Source organism: Desulfobacula sp. (assembly GCF_021107415.1).
Genome location: NZ_JAIOSW010000140.1, coordinates 14,868 through 33,373, shown reverse-complemented (window position 1 = coordinate 33,373; position 18,506 = coordinate 14,868). Strand labels below are relative to the sequence as shown.

Annotated in this window: 13 protein-coding genes; 9 read left to right on the top strand and 4 right to left on the bottom strand. The window is 40.9% G+C overall.

What is annotated here, in order from left to right; genetic code table 11:
* Positions 1–4: 4 nt before the first annotated feature.
* Positions 5–1,714 carry an adenine deaminase gene (ade, locus tag K8S13_RS07390; RefSeq protein WP_291461621.1) on the bottom strand — a complete coding sequence of 570 codons (1,710 nt, stop codon included), beginning with the start codon at positions 1,712–1,714 and terminating at the stop codon, positions 5–7.
* 214 nt (positions 1,715–1,928) lie between these two features.
* On the opposite strand from ade, the gene K8S13_RS07385 reads away from it, so the two are divergent.
* From K8S13_RS07385 to K8S13_RS07370, 4 genes are all read left to right on the top strand, one after another.
* Entirely contained in the window at positions 1,929–2,522 is a 594-nt protein-coding gene (locus K8S13_RS07385) for a TetR/AcrR family transcriptional regulator (RefSeq protein WP_291461620.1), read from the top strand.
* Complete coding sequence (locus K8S13_RS07380; protein ID WP_291461619.1) at positions 2,523–4,715, top strand: acetate--CoA ligase family protein; 2,193 nt, start codon at positions 2,523–2,525, stop codon at positions 4,713–4,715. It begins immediately after the preceding gene.
* 102 nt (positions 4,716–4,817) lie between these two features.
* Complete coding sequence (gene panB, locus K8S13_RS07375) at positions 4,818–5,609, top strand: 3-methyl-2-oxobutanoate hydroxymethyltransferase (protein ID WP_291461617.1); 792 nt, start codon at positions 4,818–4,820, stop codon at positions 5,607–5,609.
* Positions 5,596–6,486: a Rossmann-like and DUF2520 domain-containing protein gene (locus tag K8S13_RS07370; protein WP_291461616.1), complete on the top strand. Its 891-nt coding sequence runs from the start codon at positions 5,596–5,598 to the stop codon at positions 6,484–6,486. Before panB ends, K8S13_RS07370 begins: the two co-directional genes overlap by 14 nt.
* Before the next feature lie 6 nt (positions 6,487–6,492).
* On the opposite strand, the gene K8S13_RS07365 is transcribed toward K8S13_RS07370, so the two are convergent.
* Positions 6,493–9,489 carry an insulinase family protein gene (locus K8S13_RS07365; protein ID WP_291461614.1) on the bottom strand — a complete coding sequence of 999 codons (2,997 nt, stop codon included), beginning with the start codon at positions 9,487–9,489 and terminating at the stop codon, positions 6,493–6,495.
* 54 nt (positions 9,490–9,543) lie between these two features.
* Positions 9,544–9,906 (bottom strand): hypothetical protein, encoded by a 363-nt coding sequence (locus K8S13_RS07360; protein ID WP_291461613.1) that lies wholly within the window; start codon positions 9,904–9,906, stop codon positions 9,544–9,546.
* Between the two features lie 243 nt (positions 9,907–10,149).
* Here K8S13_RS07360 and rsmA point away from each other — a divergent pair, with 243 nt between their 5' ends.
* The 5 genes from rsmA to K8S13_RS07335 all read left to right on the top strand — a co-directional run bounded on the left by rsmA (position 10,150) and on the right by K8S13_RS07335 (position 16,951).
* Positions 10,150–10,989, top strand: a complete 840-nt coding sequence (rsmA, locus tag K8S13_RS07355; RefSeq protein ID WP_291461612.1) for a 16S rRNA (adenine(1518)-N(6)/adenine(1519)-N(6))-dimethyltransferase RsmA — start codon at positions 10,150–10,152, stop codon at positions 10,987–10,989.
* A 12-nt stretch (positions 10,990–11,001) separates the two neighbouring features.
* A complete protein-coding gene (locus tag K8S13_RS07350; RefSeq protein ID WP_291461611.1) occupies positions 11,002–12,450 on the top strand; it encodes an HD domain-containing phosphohydrolase in 1,449 nt (482 codons plus the stop codon).
* A gap of 69 nt (positions 12,451–12,519) precedes the next feature.
* The gene (locus K8S13_RS07345) at positions 12,520–13,746 is read left to right on the top strand and encodes an LL-diaminopimelate aminotransferase (RefSeq protein ID WP_291461609.1); all 1,227 of its coding nucleotides are present in this window, start codon (positions 12,520–12,522) and stop codon (positions 13,744–13,746) included.
* Positions 13,743–14,969, top strand: a complete 1,227-nt coding sequence (glp, locus tag K8S13_RS07340; protein ID WP_291461606.1) for a gephyrin-like molybdotransferase Glp — start codon at positions 13,743–13,745, stop codon at positions 14,967–14,969. Before K8S13_RS07345 ends, glp begins: the two co-directional genes overlap by 4 nt.
* Positions 14,970–15,022: 53 nt before the next feature.
* The gene (locus K8S13_RS07335; protein ID WP_291461604.1) at positions 15,023–16,951 is read left to right on the top strand and encodes a molybdopterin biosynthesis protein; all 1,929 of its coding nucleotides are present in this window, start codon (positions 15,023–15,025) and stop codon (positions 16,949–16,951) included.
* Positions 16,952–17,185: 234 nt separating this feature from the next.
* Here the strand turns inward: K8S13_RS07335 and K8S13_RS07330 are convergent, their stop codons facing one another.
* Entirely contained in the window at positions 17,186–18,370 is a 1,185-nt protein-coding gene (locus tag K8S13_RS07330; protein WP_291461603.1) for an OmpA family protein, read from the bottom strand.
* Between the last annotated feature and the right edge of the window lie 136 nt (positions 18,371–18,506).

The following is an 18,506-nucleotide window of genomic DNA, read 5'->3' as shown; positions in this document are numbered from 1 at the left end:
CGGTTCAGTCTGTAAATAAAGAAGTTACCTTGAAATTCTCCACATCTATCAGCCCAAGATCTGTTACTTTTAATTTGGGAATGGCTGAAAGGCATAAAAAAGATAAAATCATGAAAGGCGAGTCATGTGTTCCGCCCAGAGTTTTAACTTTTTGTTTCAAATTTTTCAAATCTGCTGCGATTTTTTCAAATTTTTTTGTGGATAACAGACCTGCAATGGGCAACGGCAATTGGGCCACCAATTGACCATCGTTGATCACAACAAGCCCGCCTTTTAATTTTTTTATCCGTTGAAAAGCCGCAAACATATCTGCATCATTGGTTCCGACAATCACAATATTATGGGAATCATGGGCCACGGTTGAACCGATTGCACCCTGTTTCAGTCCGAATCCCCTTACAAAAGCCTTGCCGATCCGGCCGGTGGCTTTATGTCTTTCTATCACCACAATTTTAAGGATATCATCGGTAATGTTCGACTCAACAAATCCGTTTTTAATATTTGCTTTTGTAATGAATTCATCCGTCACGATCTGATTAGGCAGAATATCAATAACACGGATTTTATCCCCTTTTGCCTGAATCTTTAATTGTTCCAGGCTTACATCATCCGGATTCATTGCAGATCTCACTGTTGGCGGTATGTTACCGGGAAACCGGATCAATTTTTTATTTTTAAAAACCGGAATCCCTTTTTTATATACGGATTCAATTTTTACATTTTTATAATCGGAAAGAAGAACAAAATCAGCCCAGTATCTCGGTTTTATGGCACCAACATTTTTAAGCCTGTAATGATTTGCAGTGTTTATGGTGGCAATCTGATATGCGGTAATAGGGTCCAGCCCCAATGAAATGGCTTTTCTCAGTGAATGGTCGATATGGCCTTCTTCCAGCAGATCATCCGGATGTTTATCATCTGTGGCAAAGGAAAAATGCCATGAATTTTTTTTGGTAACAATCTTGATTAACTCTGCCAGATTGCGTTCTGAAGTCCCCTCCCTGATTAAAATATGCATACCCTTGCGCAGTTTCTCTTTTGCTTCTTTAGCTGTAGTTGATTCATGATCGCTGTCAATATTGGAAAACACATAAGCGTTTAAGCTTTTTCCATTGACACCGGGTGCGTGTCCATCCACTTTTTTCCATTTGGCGACGGCAATGCGTTGATGGACTTCTTCCTCACCTTTGATCACAGCAGGGAAATTCATTATTTCACCGATCCCGGCAACACATTCTTCCTGAATCATACAATACAGCTCCCTGTGTGTGATTGAGGAACCCGATGTTTCAAGCGGTGTGGCCGGTACACAGGAAGGGAGCATGACAAACACATCCAGAGGTATCTGGCTGATGCTGTGCAGAACATAACGGATTCCATCCAATCCGAGCACATTGGCTATTTCATGGGGATCTATAACAACAGCGGTACTCCCCCTTTGAAGTACTGCCCGGGAAAATTCAGGTAATGTAAGCATGGTACTTTCAAAATGGATATGTCCGTCAATAAAACCCGGGGACATGAAAAGGCCGTCCGCATCAATGACCTCATTTGCCTCATAATCACCGAACCCAATAAACCTTCCGTCAATGACAGCAACATTTCCTTTATGGATTTCACCGGACAGCACATTGATGATCTGTGCATTTTTAACCAACAGATCTGCTTTGATCTCACCCCTGACTGCAGCCAGTTTTAGTAAAAAGTTTCTCATACACGTTCTCCGTGATTCGTCTGAAATTTTTTATTCATAATAACAGGCATCCATCATCGATAAAACAATTTTCTTTAACCTCATTGGTCAGTTGGTCATTTTTATGTGCTTGACAAGCGTAAAGTTTTGTGAGTAAGTGTTACTTACCAATTTTTATACTGAGTTTGATACCCGGCTGTTTTGATAAGCAATATTATTTTTAAAAAAGGGTACTATGAAGCACAAAAGAAAAACCAACCCTCCCGGCAGAATAAAAATCATGAAATCTTTTTCCCTCCTTATGGCTCAAAAAGATTTTCATTCCATTACCACAGCACAAATCGCCAGGAATGCAAAAGTAACCGAAGGACTGATTTACAAATATTTTAAAGATAAGAAAGCGCTTTTATACCAGGTATTAAAGGAACATTTTTTTGAGTTCCAGTCAAAAATTGAGAGCAGGATAGCCAATGAAAAAACCTGTATTAGACAGCTTGAAGTCATTATTTTTTCAAGTCTTGAAAGTTATGCGGATAACAGGATTTTTTCAAAAATTCTCCTGCTTGAGGTGCGCAATTCTTCAGATTTTTTTGATTCTTGTGCCTATGAAATGGTTCGTAAATATTCCCGGACCATCCTTGAGATCATTGAGAAGGGCATAAAAAACGGGGAACTCAAACAGGATATTGATGCCTTTACATTACGAAAAGTGATATTGGGGGCCATTGAGCATGCCTGTCTCGGGGAAATTATTTTTGGCAAAGAACTTGATATTAACGAGGTATCAACCGGTATTGCAAATATTGTACTCAACGGAGCAAAAGCATAAATGAAACTGACAGATGTTCAAAAACTGATCAATGCAAGATTACTATCACCTTTAAAATTTTTGCCTGAAGATGAGGCAAAAGAAATATTTAAATTGTTTCATATTCCTGTTGTGGAAGAAAAGAAAGAAACAGATGTGAATCGCATCCTGGATACCTGTCAAAAAACAGGTTTTCCCATGGTGTTAAAAGGCATTGGCGCAAATATTCTACATAAAACAGAATCAGGCCTTGTGCGTGTTGGATTGAACAGCGAGGACCAGGTGCTTGATGCTGTTAAGGAAATGAAAAATTCTGCAAAAGATGATATCGAGGCTTTTCTCATACAACCTGTGGTATCAGGGAAAAGAGAATTTGTTGCCGGCATGTTCAAAGATCCCCAGTTTGGCCCGGTCATTGTATTTGGCCTGGGGGGGATATTGACCGAAGCCTTAAAAGATATTGCCTTTAAAATCGCCCCGTTAAATGATGCTGACATGGAGGATATGTTTGAACAATTATCTTCAAAAAAGCTTTTAAATGACTTCAGGGGTGAAAAAGCAGTAGATAAACAAGCTGTAAAAACGATTCTCAAAGGACTGTCGGATATGGCCCTGGCATATCCGGATATCAAAGAAATTGATATCAACCCTCTGATTATTCAGCCTGACGGATCCCCTGTTGCCGTGGACGGCCTGATTATATTAGAAAAGATGAGAGAAGAAAACCACAAGGCCTATGATATTGACTTGAAAAACCTTGCTTCCTGTTATTATCCAAAATCCATTGCCTTTATCGGGGCATCGGCCACTCCCGGAAAATGGGGGCATATGCTGTTAACCAATACCTTGTCCAGAGATTTTAAGGGAAAGGTTTATCTGGTAAATCCCAAGGGGGGCAAGATTACCGGTCGGCAGGTGTATAAATCCGTTCTGGAGATTGAAGCGGATGTTGAACTGGCGGTGGTGACCATACCGGCAAATAAAGTGATTGATCTGATACCGGATTTAACAAAGAAACAGGTTAAAGGGATTTTGTTAATCACTTCAGGTTTCAGGGAAGTGGGCGAAGAAGGAGCAAAATTAGAGGAAAAACTGGTGAAAGCGGCCTATGATGCCGGGATATTGATCTTTGGACCCAATACCATGGGGGTATGCAATCCCCACATTGATTTTTATTGTTGCGCTGCCCATGCATACCCGATACCAGGTTCTACCGCCCTTGTATGCCAGTCAGGGAATATGGGAACCCAGATCCTGGCCTTTGCCGAGCAGCAGGATATTGGTATTAGGGCGTTTTCAGGCTCGGGAAATGAAGCCATGGTTACGATTGAAGATTATATGGAAGCATTTGAGGTTGATAACCTGACAAGAACGGTGGTACTTTATATTGAGAGTATAAAAGACGGGTCAAGGTTTTTCAAAAGTGCGGCAAGGGTATCCATGAAAAAACCTGTAGTGGTGTTAAAGGGCGGCAGGACCAGCATGGGTGAAAGGGCAGCTTCCAGCCATACCGGGGCCATGGCATCGGATACAAAAGTATTTGATGCTGTCTGCAGGCAGGCCGGTATTATCCAGGTGGATCAACCCATGGAACTTCTGGATCTGTCTGCCGTATTTTCATCCCTGCCCCTGCCAAAGGGAAATCGGGTGGCCATCATGACCCTTGGGGGTGGCTGGGGAGTGATCACAACAGATCTTTGCGCGGAACACGGACTTGAGGTGCCAAAGCTTTCCCGGGATATTATTGAGCGGCTCAACAAGATTCTGCCGCCATTCTGGAGCCATGGAAACCCTGTTGATATTGTGGGAGAAAATGATCCTCACATTCCCAAAACCTGTTTGGAAGAGCTGCTTAAATGGGACGGGTGCGATGCGGTCATTCATCTGGGTATCCATGGAAAAAGGGTTCTGATCAACAGCATGATTGAATCGGTATGCAAAACAGATCCGGATATTGACAAGGCACAGGCACAATTATTTAAGGATTCGATCCTGCAATTTGAAGAGGATTATACCCAATATGTGATCAAATTAACTCAAGAATATAAAAAACCGGTTCTGGGCGTAAGTCTTTTAACCGATGAAATCAGCAAAACTCTTTACAGGCGGCAAGGGTATGAATATAAGAGTGTGTTCTTCCCCTCCCCTGAAAGAGCGGTTAAAGCACTTTGGGGAATGTGCCAGTATAATGATTGGCGACAAAGCCACTCGTAAGGAGCCTTGTAACTTGGGCGGTTTTATTTTAGTATTGCAAATATATTTTATAATGATATCCGTGTAATGAATATTAATCATAAACTATAGGAGAAAAAGAAAATGCAACCCAGAGTAACAACATCAACACTGATTAAAATGAAGCAGGAAGGGCGAAAGATAACTGCCCTAACAGCATATGACTATCCTTTTGCCAGTATGCTGGATCAGGCAGGAATTGAAATTATTCTGGTGGGTGATTCTCTTGGTATGGTGGTCCAGGGAAAAGAAAATACACTTCCGGTTACCATGGATGAATCGATTTACCATACCTCCATGGTATCAAGAGCCTGCGCCTACTCTATGGTTATCGGTGATATGCCGTTTATGTCCTACCAGGGATCCCTTGATAAGGCCCTTGAAAATGCAGGACGGTTCTTAAAGGAAGCAGGGGCATCTGCGGTAAAACTTGAAGGTGGAGCAGATGTCTGCCCTGTTATTAATACCCTGGCAAAGGCGGGTATTCCTGTCCAGGCTCATATTGGTTTAACCCCTCAGTCTGTCCATCAAATGGGCGGGTTTAAAGTTCAAAGGGATGAAGACAGGCTTTTAAAAGATGCCAGAGATGTCCAGGCAGCCGGTGCTTTTTCTGTCGTGCTGGAAGGAATCCCTTCAGCGATTGCAGCAAAGATTACAAAAGAATTACAAATTTCTACCATTGGTATTGGTGCAGGTGTTGAATGTGATGGGCAGATCCTTGTGCTTCATGACATGCTGGGAATCAATGATCGTTTTTTGCCCAAGTTTGTAAAAAAATATGCAGATATTGCAGGGGTTGCTAAACAGGGCCTTGAACACTACATCAAAGAAGTGAGGGGCAGGGAATTTCCCTCAAAAGAATATGAATACAAATAAGAAAAGCCTGGAGTTCTGTGTTATCGGGTGTGGAAGATTGGGGATAAATCTTGCTGTATTTCTTTCAAAGCAGGGGTTTATTCCAAAAGCCTTTTCAAGCAAAAGTCGTGATTCCGCTCAAAAAGCATTTGAATTTACAGGCATGGGGCAGGTGCATGAAAATCTTGTGGATGCTGTAAAGACCTGTGACCTTGTCTTTATTACAACGCCGGATACCATTATTGAACCCGTGTGTGAAAAGATAGCTAAAGAAAATGGGTTTAATAGTGATTCTTTTGTTTACCACCTGTCCGGTGCCTTGTCTTCAGACATCCTCAGGTCAGCCAAAAAAATGGGTGCAAGCACAGGTTCCATTCATCCGCTGCAGGCCTTTGCTCCCTATGAACAAGGACAGGAATCTCCGTTTAAAGGCATTAATATGTCTATTGAAGGGGATGCTGACGCCACTGAATTTGGAAAAGAAATTGTTAATGCATTAAGGGCCAATTCATTTACTATTCCGACCCATGCAAAGACCGTGTACCATGCATCTGCTGTGGTGGCATCAAACTATCTGGTGACCCTGGAGCATTTTGCCCTGGAACTGCTCAAAGAAGCAGACCTGTCCGAACAAGATGCTTATGAGATTTTAGAGCCGCTCATCATGGGGACTTTGAACAATATCAAGGCCAGGGGCTGTACCAATGCCCTCACAGGCCCTGTGGCCCGTGGAGATAATGAAATCGTTTCCAGGCATCTTTTGGACATTGATAAAAAATTGCCGCAATTTTCAAAGCTCTACCGGATGCTGGGACAATACACCCTTGATATTGCCGGCCGCAGAGGTGAAATCAGTGATGATGCCCAACAAAAGCTTGCCGGATTGTTTGAATTATAAGCAGGGTTAAATTTTAAACAAGTTTAATTGCTTTTTTTCTGCATTAAGCTGTTTGTTGGCTTCTTCAAGCTTTGTTTTGCTTGATATGACGGCTGTTCCTTTTTGCGCATCCTTAATGGTGAAATACTTTTTGGCAATGGTTTGGATTCTTTTTTTATCAAGTCGTAATAATGAATCCTTGAAGTGTTGGCGAATGTCATCGTCAAGTTTTGTGATATCTCTGTAAAAGGCCTTCATGGCGGAAGGTCCGGGAGTTTCAGGTTTGTCGATTTCTGAGCAAACCTGTAAAATAGCTTCTTTGACATCGGTTTGGGAATAGTCGCCATTGATAATAAAATCACAGGCCTTTTTATATACATCCAGAGTCCTTGCAATGTGGGGATCCCTGTATGATCCGAATGAAAAAATTCCCTCTTCAGTGTTATAAATGGCAAACCCGCCGTAGGCTCCGCCTTTTTCCCTGATTTCACGGTGAAGGAAGAGTGATCTTAAGATCTTACTGATGACTGCAAGCCCGGGGGAGTCTTCATGGGTAATCCGAACAGTTTTAAAGGATTGGCCCACAAAAGAGACAGATGTGTTGGTATACCAGCCGTCATAGGGCAAATCTTCTTTAAAGGATATATCCGGTGTAAAAAAAGCCGATGGTAAAGAAGATTGTTGAGAATCATTTAAAAGATCATCATGGATGGACTTAAATAGTTTGTCTGCGCGTATGATAGAACCTGAACCACCAATTACAGCAGGTTTGAAATTTCCCTTTTTTAACACGGATTGAGCCATTCTGATCAAGTTTTTTGAAAGGGTTTCAAGGACTTTGTTTTTATTATCACTTGTATTAAATTGTTCGGTAATCTCTTTGATGAGTTGATACTGGGCAATACCATGCCAGAGCTCATTAATATACGAGGCTTTTGAAAGATGCCTGGAGGCAAGGGAGATGGCATACCTGTGACCGGTTGAAACAATGGAGGCTTCCATTCCGGCCCGGTATTGCAGCAAAAGGCTTTTCAGCCTGTCAAAATCCTGGAAGCTGTAGTCTTCAATAAACTCTTTTATCAAATCAAACAGTTTTTCAACATTCCTGTCCAGGGCTTTTCCCTGGACGGCAAGAAATGAGTGGGGCGCAGCTTCTTTTGAAAAATAAGATCCTGAAAATGCTGAGATAGATACCCCTCCGGTATAAAGATCCATGAGTTCTGCTATTTTGTCATAGGAATTTTTCTTTGTGCCGCTGTTGGTAAAAGATTGGCAGAAAAATGGGACAAGGGAAAAAAGATCGGGTGGGATACTACCGGCACCTACGGGACAGGTAAAATAGAATATGCCGGATGTGGCCTTATCATAGCAGGTGGAAAACCTGACATTTTTAATCGTATCGGGTTTTATAATTTCAATTTCGGAAGGCACGTCAGCAAGATCCAGAGTTGGCAGGACCGAGACATCTTCTTCTTTTTCCTGGAGTGCTTCAAGGGTTTCAGCGTCTTTTTTGATCTGTTCAAGGTCTTGCTCTGTCATTTGTTTTAAAAGAGTTATAAGTTCCTTTTTCGTCTCTTCAATCTCTTTTTGTTCAAGACCAGTATCCGGTTCAAGGGTGAAAAGAACCCTGTGAGGATTTTCAAGGAAATATTGTCTTAACTTGTTTTCAAGAAACCCGCCTTTTTTTATGTTTTCTTTTAGCTTGTCCAGGTCATCATCAATATTAATGCAGGAAACCGGATCTCCATCATGGATAACAGTACTGGCAAAGGAGAGGAGTAATTTTATGCCGAAGGGGTAAGGGGTATTGGTAATTTCTTTTCTGTGAAATTCAATCTGATGGATGGCCGAGTCGATGAGGCTTTGCTCAATCCCTTTGTCTGCAATCTCGTGAATGGTTGAAAAAATAATATCTTCCACCTTTTGTACACAATCTTTGGAGATGTCCTTTAATCCGCAGGCAAACAGGGTATCCCGGTTATCCGGATCAAATCCGGTTGAATCTGAAAGGGCAGATCCCAGGGTTGACTCGATCAGGGCCTTTCTCAGGGGTGAAGCTGCGTTACCCAGAAGAATCTGTTCCAAAACGGTGAGGACAAGGATTTCAAAGGAATCTTTGATATCACAGGTCAGCCAGGCCACACAAGCCTGGTATTTTTTTGATATGTCTTGCTGATCAGAGTAAGCATAGGCTTGGGTTGTTTGTTTTGGAGTGTCCCACCGGGGTTGGGATGGGACTTTTGAATTTATATCCAGCAGGTCAAATTGATTGAGTACTTTTTCATTGATGAATGAAAGGGTTTTTTCCAATGGTAAATTGCCATAGGTGTAAAAATATGAATTAGACGGATGATAGTACCTGGTATGGAAATCTTTAAGATTTTCCCAGGTGAGCTTCGGGATCTGGGAGGGTTCACCGCCTGAGTTATTTCGATAGGTCGTATCCGGGTAGAGGGCACAAAGCAGGGATCTTCCCATCACCTGACCGGGTGAAGACATGGCACCTTTCATTTCATTATAGACAACACCTTTGTATTCAAGTTCAACAGTCTTGTCTTTATTTTCAAGGATTTCCACGCGATGGCCTTCCTGCTTAAAGCTTAGCTCATCAATTTTTGGAAAAAAGGCGGCATCAAGATACACATCCATCAGGTTGTAATAATCTTTTTGATTCTGGGTGGAAAAAGGATACATAGTCCAGTCAGACGCGGTAAATGCATTCATAAATGTAGACAGGCTTCTTTTGATCATGGAAAAAAACGGATCACGGACATTGAATTTTTTTGACCCGCACAATACTGTATGCTCAAGAATATGGGCCACACCGGAAGAATCTGTGGGAACCGTTCTGAAAAATACACCAAAGGTATTTTCCTTATCCTTATTTAAGATATGGATGTGCTTTGTCTTTGTTTTTATGTGCTCAAGTTGAACCATTATCGAATCAATGGTTTCAAGCTGTGTAATTTCTTTTATGATATATCCGCAAAGTTCCCGGCCCTGTTTAAGTACAACGTTCTCCATTTTGTTTGTTTTTCCTTTTACTTGTGACCTTTATGGTTATGTGTGACCTTTAGGTTAAGCTTTTTTGTAGATGCCACGTTTTACCCGTTTGATCCTTTTTATCTTATCCAGTCTGAATATGATATTTCTCAGTTTTTTGTCATTAAACCCGGTGGCAGCCCTAAGTGTTTTAAAATTTGTGCCTTTAGGGTGATTTGCAATCACAGCGAGAAAAATAGAAGAAGCACTTTTCCGTCTAATGGTTGGTTTTGCTCTCTTTTTTTTAGCTGTCGGTTGTTTCTGATAAAGCAATTGTTCCAGCTTGTCAAGTCTGCCATGTAAAGAAATAATGTCTTCTTTTGTTGGAATCTCCAGCCTGTTTAACAGCATTTTTATGAAGCCTTCCCAATTAGCCCCATATTCCGATTTTTCTACCATGATAAGCCTCCCAAAGAAAAGGGTTATTGTTGACATGTAACGGTATAAAAATTAAAGAGAAACAAAGTTTATAGTACTAGTAAAAACAGCTTTGACTTGTATTGCTTATTGAATCTAATTTTTTATTGCAGTATATAATAGTAACTACTTGCAGGGGTAAACAAAGTCAAGTAGTAATTTTGTTGAGGTTTGTTTAAGAAAGTAATGTTTGGAAAAACCAGATAAGAAACAAAGGGTTATCACATGATACATCCCGGACAATTGTTAAGACAAAGAGACTTGTATGCCGGCAAAGAACTGGGGCAAAATTTTCTTTCAAATCCAGGAACGGCAAAAATGATTGTTGAAAAAATCGGAATATCAATAGATAGTCGGGTGTTGGAAATTGGGTCCGGCCTGGGTGCCCTTACCGTCCCTATCGCACAGATAGCATCCCATGTGATGGCTGTTGAAAAGGATTCCCGTCTGATTCCCCTTTTAGAGCAAGTGCTTGATAATGAAAATATAAAAAATGTAGAGATCATCAATAAGGATATTTTCAAAGTTGATTTAAAAGAGATGGCCAAAGACAAAAAGCTTGTGGTCATAGGAAATCTTCCTTATAATATTTCGTCACAAATTCTGTTCAGACTGGTTGAAGAAAGAAGCTGTATTGAAAAGGCATTTTTAATGTTTCAAAAAGAACTGGCAAAAAGAATTATTGCATCTCCGGGTGGAAGAGATTATTCAAGACTGTCCGCCGTGGTTCAATATGCAGCAGATGTATGCTTTGTTGCCCAAATCGGGCCATCATCTTTTTTCCCAAAACCAGATGTGGACTCTACCATTTTAAGATTTAATTTTTTTGAAACCAAAGGGTTTAATCAAGAACAGGAAAAGGTATTGTTTAATGTGATTAAGGCGGCTTTTTCAAAGCGGAGAAAAACATTGAAAAATTCAATGACAGGTGGCGAGTTTGAGTTTAAAAAACATTTTGTTGTTCATGCATTGGAATTAGCCGGGATAGATGCCGAAAGAAGGGCGGAAACACTGACGGTGGAGGAATTTAAATCTCTTGCACGGGCAGTATGGGAGACAAGCTGAAAGGATTTGAAGATGAATACAAGGATTTCCATTGATAATCTGATAGAAATTGTCAGAACCGGCGGAAAAATAAAGACTGGTGTGGATATCTATAATAAAAAGAGTACCTTACTTTTGGATAAGGATGTTCTTGTAGAGAAAGTCAAGATTCTTGAAATCATTAAAGACAACGGCATTAACTCGGTCCCGGTCAATGCCGCTTTTAATGGTGGTCTATGGGATGGTGACGGCAATTTGATTAATGTAAATACGGATGGATTGGTGGATTTTAAAGATCCTGATACACGGACAATAGCAGAACCTGTGATTGAATCGTCAAAAAGTGATACTGTCTTTCCGGATATCGCCACCAATGAGATTGAGATGAAGCTGCTGGAAATTGAAGAAATAAAGAAACAGGCAGCCATAAAGTATACTGATGCGAAAAAGAGCATTAAAAAGGTTTTAACCGATATAAAAGATACCGGTGGTGAATTTGATTATGATGAAGTGCAGGCCAATGTCTCCGAGCTGGTCAGTTTTCTGGTTGTTGCGGATAATCCTTTTTCCTATTTGACCCAGGAAATATTTTCATATGATGAATATTTGTATAATCACTCCATAAATGTCTGCGCCATAGGAACAGCAGTCTTAAACCAGTTTAATACGCATTTTTCAGGGGTTGTTGATGATTTGCTTAAAGCCAAGACCTCTGATATTTTTAATCCCTTTGAAAAAGATGGAAAGAACAAAAAACAGATAAATTCATTTACCTGTTATTATTCTGATGAACTCATTGATATTTCCCTTGGTTTTTTCCTTCATGATATGGGGAAAATTATTGTTCCAGATGAAATATTAAATAAAGAAGGCCGGTTGACGGAAACTGAATTTGATGAAGTAAAAAAGCATTCTTATGAACATGGCGTTAACCTTTTGGATAAAAATCATATTAAAAATTCTGTGATCAGAAGTATTGTTAACTATCACCATGCCCCGCTTTATGACGGAGAAGAAAGATGTTATCCCATTGATAAAAAATATACGCAGATTCCGCTTTATACAAAAATTTGCAAGCTGGCGGATATCTATGATGCCATGACATCCAAAAGATGTTATAAAGAGGCGATAAACCCCATCAGTGTGGTGACCCAATTATTCAGATCCTATGCAAAAAAAGATCATATGCTCCAGTATATTCTTCATGCATTTGTTAAAAGTATCGGGATCTATCCGCCCGGCAGTGTTGTTTTTTTAAGAAACGGGCAGATGGCGTATGTTCTTGAAAGTAGCGGGCCTTTAGTGCTTCCGTTTACAGATGAAAAGGGAAATACCTTAAAGCATAAACCCGATCCCATTAATATGAGCGCATCTGAAATTCAAGAAGAAAAAATGGTTGATAACAGGAGAAGTGTAAAAGCGCCTAAAGATGTATATGAACTTCTCCCCTCATACATAAAAAAAATAACAGCACGACCTTAGAATTGATATATGTTTTCTATTGTTTAAGACTTTTATTTGAATATTATATAGAGTTTGAAAGGACGTTTTATGATCAGAGCAAATGATAATTACTATAAATTAAAAGCATCTTATCTTTTTTCAGATATTGCAAGAAAAGTGGATGAATATCAACTCAAAAACCCGGAAGCACAAATCATAAGGTTAGGGATTGGTGATGTCACAAGAGCTCTTGTTCCTGCGGTTGTCAAAGGCTTTCATGAAGGGGTTGATGAAATGGCCAATGATGCCACATTCAGGGGGTATGGCCCGGACCAGGGGTATGCTTTTTTAAGAGATAAAATTGTAAAAAATGATTTCCAGGACAGAGGCGCTGATATCGCGGCGGATGAAATATTTGTCAGTGACGGTGCAAAATGTGATACGGGTAATTTTCAGGAATTGTTTGCAAAGGACATCACAGTGGCTATTCCTGATCCGGTATATCCGGTATATCTGGACACCAATGTCATGGCCGGCCGCACCGGTGAGTTTGAGGACGGCAGATATGGCGGGATTGTTTACATGGATTGTTTAAAAGAAAACAATTTTATGCCCAGGCTTCCTGACAAAGAAGTGGATCTGATCTATCTTTGTTTTCCCAACAATCCTATTGGTTCCACCGCTACAAAAGAAGAACTTAAGGTATGGGTGGATTATGCGAAAGAAAACAAAGCATTGATTTTATTTGATGCAGCCTATGAATCCTTTATCCGGGATAAAGAGCTTCCCAAAACGATTTATGAAATTGAAGGGGCCAGGCAGGTAGCGGTGGAGTTCAGAAGTTTTTCAAAAACAGCCGGATTTACAGGGACTCGGTGTGCGTTTACGGTGGTGCCAAAAGACTGCATGATTTTTAATTCAAAGGGAGATAAAGTATCCCTTCATGCCATGTGGAGCAGGCGGCACAGTACAAAATTCAACGGGGTCTCCTATCCGGTTCAAAAAGCCGCACAAGCCGTCTATTCTGAAGAAGGAAAAGTCCAGGTCAGGGACCAGATTTCCTATTATTTGAATAATGCCGACATCATCAGAAAAACTGTTGAATCCCTTGGCTTTGATTATGTTGGCGGGAAAAACTCTCCCTATATCTGGATAGATGGAAAGGACAGGGATTCCTGGGATTTTTTTGATCTGCTTTTAAGTCGTGCCTCAGTCGTGTGTACACCGGGTGCCGGATTTGGCAGGTGCGGTAAACAATATATCAGAATCAGTGCATTTAACAGTCTTGAAAATGTAACAGAGGCCATGGACAGACTTAAAGAGGCATTACAATGAACCATTTTTTCAAAGTAAAAAGTCTTGAAGAGGTGATGGCCCTGACAGGAAAATTTTCTCCTGTTGAATCTGAAAAAATACCTGTATCCGAGGCTTTTTCAAGAATCCTTGCCCGGGATCTGATTGCAGAACAAGATATGCCGGGGTTCAGACGGGCCACCATGGACGGGTATGCAGTTGTGGCACGGTCCACATTCGGTGCTTCGGAATCGGGCCCTGCCTGGCTCGATATAACAGGGACTATTCTCATGGGTGATATTCCGGATTTCACTCTTAAGTTGGGCCAGGCGGTCAAGATTTCAACCGGCGGAATGCTCCCTAAAGGGGCGGACAGTGTGGTCATGGTGGAACATACGGAGCAGATTGATGAGCTTTCCGTTGAAATTTATAAAAGCGTGGCCCCGTTACAGCATGTGATTGATGCCTCGGAAGATTTTGCAAAAAAAGAGATCGTTTTATCCAAAGGGACATTTATCCGGCCGCAGGAAGCAGGTCTTGCCGCAGGACTCGGGTTTGTACAAATTGAAGCCTATAAAATACCAAAGGTTGGCATTATTTCAACCGGGGATGAAATCGTTCCCATTGAAGCACAAGTCGTTCCCGGTAAAATCAGGGATATTAATTCTTATACCCTGTCGGGTTTTATCAGGGAAACACATGCCATACCGGTTCTCTACGGTATTATCAAGGATGATCCAAATGCCTTGAAAAAAGCCGTTGAAAAAGCCCTTGAAGAAACGGATATGATACTTATTTCCGGGGGAAGCTCTGTGGGCACAAGGGATTTTACTGTGGACGTATTATCGGCTTTACCGGATACGAATATTTTAGTCCACGGCATGTCAGTAAGCCCGGGAAAACCGACAATTCTCGCTAAAGTCGGGAATAAACCCGTCTGGGGACTTCCCGGCCAGGTAGTGTCTGCCATGGTGGTACTCAAAATTGTGGTCATTCCTTTTTTAAACCAACTTAAAGGCCTTGGCAATCAGGACAGGACTATCAGGATCCCAGCAAAATTGACACGGAATATATCGTCTGCCCAGGGTCGAAGAGACTTTGTCAGGGTTCTGTTAGAAAACAAGGACGGCAGGATACTGGCAAAACCGGTTCTGGGCAAATCAGGATTGATCAGAACCATGATTCATGCAGACGGACTCCTTGAAATCGGTGATCACGTTGAAGGCCTGGAAAAAGACAGTTTGGTAGATATTATTCTTTTATAGAAAAAATCCAAAAGTGAAGACCCAAAAATGAAAATACGAAAGAGATCAAATCAATGAAATCCAAAAGAAACGTATACCTTGATATGAAAAGCATTGAAGAGGCAAAAAAGATTCTCTTTGATCTTTTTGAAAATCATGTGACAAAGATTGAAACCCTTGATGTAGTGAATTCTAAAGACAGGGTCCTGGTAAAACCAGCTATAGCAGCCGTCTCTTCTCCCAATTTTCATGCGGCCGCCATGGACGGCATTGCCGTGGATGCAAAGGCCACGTTTGGGGCAAGTGAGGATGCTCCGATAAGTCTTTGTCCTGGTGAAAATGCATTCTGGCTCAATACGGGTCATGTCATGCCGGAAGGCACCAATGCCGTTATTATGATCGAGCATCTTAATATTATTGATGAAAACAATGTTGAAATTGAGGCACCGGTGTTTCCCTGGCAGCATGTCAGAAAAATGGGTGAAGATATTGTGGCCACTAAATTGCTGTTCCCAAGAGGGCACAGGATTAATTCTTATTCCCTTGGGGCACTTTTATCGGGTGGAATATTTACAGTGGATGTTTATAAACAACCTAAAGTTCTGATTATCCCAACCGGATCGGAACTCAAGCAATGGCATGAGATCAGGATAGATCAACTCAAACCCGGGGATGTGGTGGAATCCAATTCTTCTGTATTGGGCGGGCTTTGTGAAGATTATGGGGCGCAATTTGACTGTCATCCCATGCTCAAGGATAATCTTGAAAATATTAAGAGGGCTGTGGAAACATCTGCAAAACAAGATTATGACATAATTTGTATTATTGGCGGATCTTCAGCCGGGTCAGAGGATTTTGCAAAACCTGTGATTTCATCCCTGGGAGAAGTCTATGTCCACGGGATTACCATGATGCCCGGTAAACCCATGATGTTTGGAAAAGTGTTTGATACTCCGGTATTCGGCATTCCGGGATACCCTGTATCGGCCATTGTTGCCTTTGAACAATTTGCAGGACCTTTACTGTTAAAAATGCAAAAACTTCCCGAAAGAGAAGTGACATTGGTTCCGGTTTCCCCGGCAAGGAAAATTGCTTCAAAACTTGGCCAGGAAGAATTTTTACGGGTGAAAATCGGTTCAGTGGACGGAAAATTGATGTCTTCCCAATTGCCCAGAGGAGCAGGAAGTATCACCACCCTGACTGAAGCTGACGGCATTATCAGGATTCCTCAAAATATTGAGGGCATATTAGAAAATGAGAAAGTTCAGGCACTATTGCTACGGCCCTTACCTTCCATTGAAAATACCATAGTGATTACAGGCTCTCATGATAATACCCTGGATCTACTTGCCGATCAGATAAAATCAGTCAGCGGTGATGTCAGCATTTCATCAAGTCATGTGGGCAGTATGGGCGGTTTGATGGCCGTTAAGAAAGGCGCTTGCCATATGGCCGGTGCTCATCTTTTGGACCCTGAAGACGGCAGCTATAATATATCATATATTAAAAAATATCTTCCGGATCAAAAGGTTTGGCTTATCAATCTTGTCATGAGGGATCAGGGACTTATTGTGCCAAAGACAAATCCCAAAAATATTCAATCCATCGAAGATTTAAAAAACAAGGATTTGCAGTTTATCAACCGTCAGCCGGGATCAGGCACAAGAATTTTATTTGATTATAAACTGAAGACACTTGGAATATCAGCTGATGATATTCAAGGCTATGAAAACGACGAATACACTCATATGTCTGTGGCAGTTTCTGTTCTTTCAGGAAGAGTGGATACAGGGCTTGGTATCCAGGCGGCAGCACAGGCCCTTGATCTTGATTTTATCCCGGTTGTGACCGAAGAGTATGATCTGGTTATCCCGGACCGGTTTTATAAGACCCGAAAAGTTCAGGTTTTACTTGAAACCATTACGACCAGGAAATTTCAGGATCGGGTCATGTCTCTGGGTGGATACAGCACCAAAAATACGGGTAAGGTGATATACGCGTGACCTTCAGGTTACGTGTAACCTTCAGGTTATACATCTGATAAATCAGATGTGCGTTAAAGAATAAAGCATTAAAAAATAAAAAAAGAAAAAGGCCACAAAGAAAATAAAATTTCTTTGTGGCCGAAAACAACTTAATCGAAAATAATTTGACCAAAAAAAATTGATCAAAAAAATTTAACTGGGAAAGAAACAGTTCCTTAAGGATTCAGTTCTTTCCCATGTTTATTTTTTAAATTAATACGGGTTAATCTCAACCCTTCTGTTTAATGCACGGCCTGTATCAGTACCGTTTAATGCAACAGGTTTTGTAAATCCAAACCCTTCTGTTCCCATTCTATTTTTTAAGATTCCCTTTCCAATCAAGTAATTTTTGACAGCATAAGCACGTCTCATGGAAAGATCCATGTTATAGTCGGCAGTGCCGACATTGTCACAGTGACCTTGAAGTTCAACACTCATGATAGGATTTTTTTCAAGGATTTCAGCCACATTATCCAATAATGGAAAGGCTTGGGGTTTGATTACATCTTTATTAAAGTCAAAAAGAACATTGTCAAGCACCCAGCATCCTACCGAATTGACTGTCGCACCAAGGGGAGTTCTAGGGCATTGATCTTCATCATCATAAACTCCATCTTTATCACTGTCTTTTTTCATTGTTACCACCGGGGCAGCAGGAGGGGCGGGAGCGGGAGCAGGAGCAGAAACAGTTTTTTTGTCAAGAAATACCTTTTCAACAAAATTTGCCATACCGGCACTGGTTAACAATTGGTCTGCGGTTGAGTAAAACCCGCATCCTCCGATTTCCGCAAGCTTTTTTCCTCCGATTTTCCCTTCCTCTGCATCGCCGACAAGGATCGGATAAAAACAGATGGAAGAACCATAGAGCGCCTTTAATGCTTTTGCAGATTTTAATACTGGCGCGGGTATTTGAAGTCCATCACTGATGATAATAACAGCATTCATGTCACCTGAAAGCCCTTCAAAATCCGTTCCTGCTGCATCGAACGCCATATGCAGCTTGCTAAGACCACCCGGTTCGGTAATTTTTTCAAAATTATTTTCTAAATTATGGGAAAAGTATTTTTCCATTCCATAAAATAGTTCAGTTGAATTTTTTGATACTTTAGGTGAATGACCAAAGGATCTTAAACCAGCTGTCTGACCCATTTCAGGAATCGTATCATTCATCCGATACACAAGTGCCTGTGCAATATTAAATTTTTCCGTTCCATTAAATTTCCCAGACATAGAGCTTGATGCATCAAAGAGAATCAGGAAATTATCTACTTTTGAAGCGTACATACTTTTATCAAATTGTTTTGCTTCAAATGATGGTATTGCCATCTGTTTTGCTGCACATCCAAATAAAAAAAGGAAGGCAAAAAATGTTAATAAGCTTTTCGTTAAAAGTCTCATAGTTCTTTTCTCCTTTTGATTTGTTAGTATTAAAGTGGTGTTTAATTAAAGATAGCTAAATTAAAAATTCTTCTGTTTCTTTTACAAAAGAATAGGCATTAAATCAACCTTTCTTTTGCTGTCTTTTTTTAATATC

Bases quoted from the DNA above. Each gene is read 5' to 3' on its own strand.
- ade (WP_291461621.1), bottom strand. From the start codon at position 1,714: ATGAGAAACTTTTTACTAAAACTGGCTGCAGTCAGGGGTGAGATCAAA.
- K8S13_RS07385 (WP_291461620.1), top strand. From the start codon at position 1,929: ATGAAGCACAAAAGAAAAACCAACCCTCCCGGCAGAATAAAAATCATG.
- K8S13_RS07380 (WP_291461619.1), top strand. From the start codon at position 2,523: ATGAAACTGACAGATGTTCAAAAACTGATCAATGCAAGATTACTATCA.
- panB (WP_291461617.1), top strand. From the start codon at position 4,818: ATGCAACCCAGAGTAACAACATCAACACTGATTAAAATGAAGCAGGAA.
- K8S13_RS07370 (WP_291461616.1), top strand. From the start codon at position 5,596: ATGAATACAAATAAGAAAAGCCTGGAGTTCTGTGTTATCGGGTGTGGA.
- K8S13_RS07365 (WP_291461614.1), bottom strand. From the start codon at position 9,489: ATGGAGAACGTTGTACTTAAACAGGGCCGGGAACTTTGCGGATATATC.
- K8S13_RS07360 (WP_291461613.1), bottom strand. From the start codon at position 9,906: ATGGTAGAAAAATCGGAATATGGGGCTAATTGGGAAGGCTTCATAAAA.
- rsmA (WP_291461612.1), top strand. From the start codon at position 10,150: ATGATACATCCCGGACAATTGTTAAGACAAAGAGACTTGTATGCCGGC.
- K8S13_RS07350 (WP_291461611.1), top strand. From the start codon at position 11,002: ATGAATACAAGGATTTCCATTGATAATCTGATAGAAATTGTCAGAACC.
- K8S13_RS07345 (WP_291461609.1), top strand. From the start codon at position 12,520: ATGATCAGAGCAAATGATAATTACTATAAATTAAAAGCATCTTATCTT.
- glp (WP_291461606.1), top strand. From the start codon at position 13,743: ATGAACCATTTTTTCAAAGTAAAAAGTCTTGAAGAGGTGATGGCCCTG.
- K8S13_RS07335 (WP_291461604.1), top strand. From the start codon at position 15,023: ATGAAATCCAAAAGAAACGTATACCTTGATATGAAAAGCATTGAAGAG.
- K8S13_RS07330 (WP_291461603.1), bottom strand. From the start codon at position 18,370: ATGAGACTTTTAACGAAAAGCTTATTAACATTTTTTGCCTTCCTTTTT.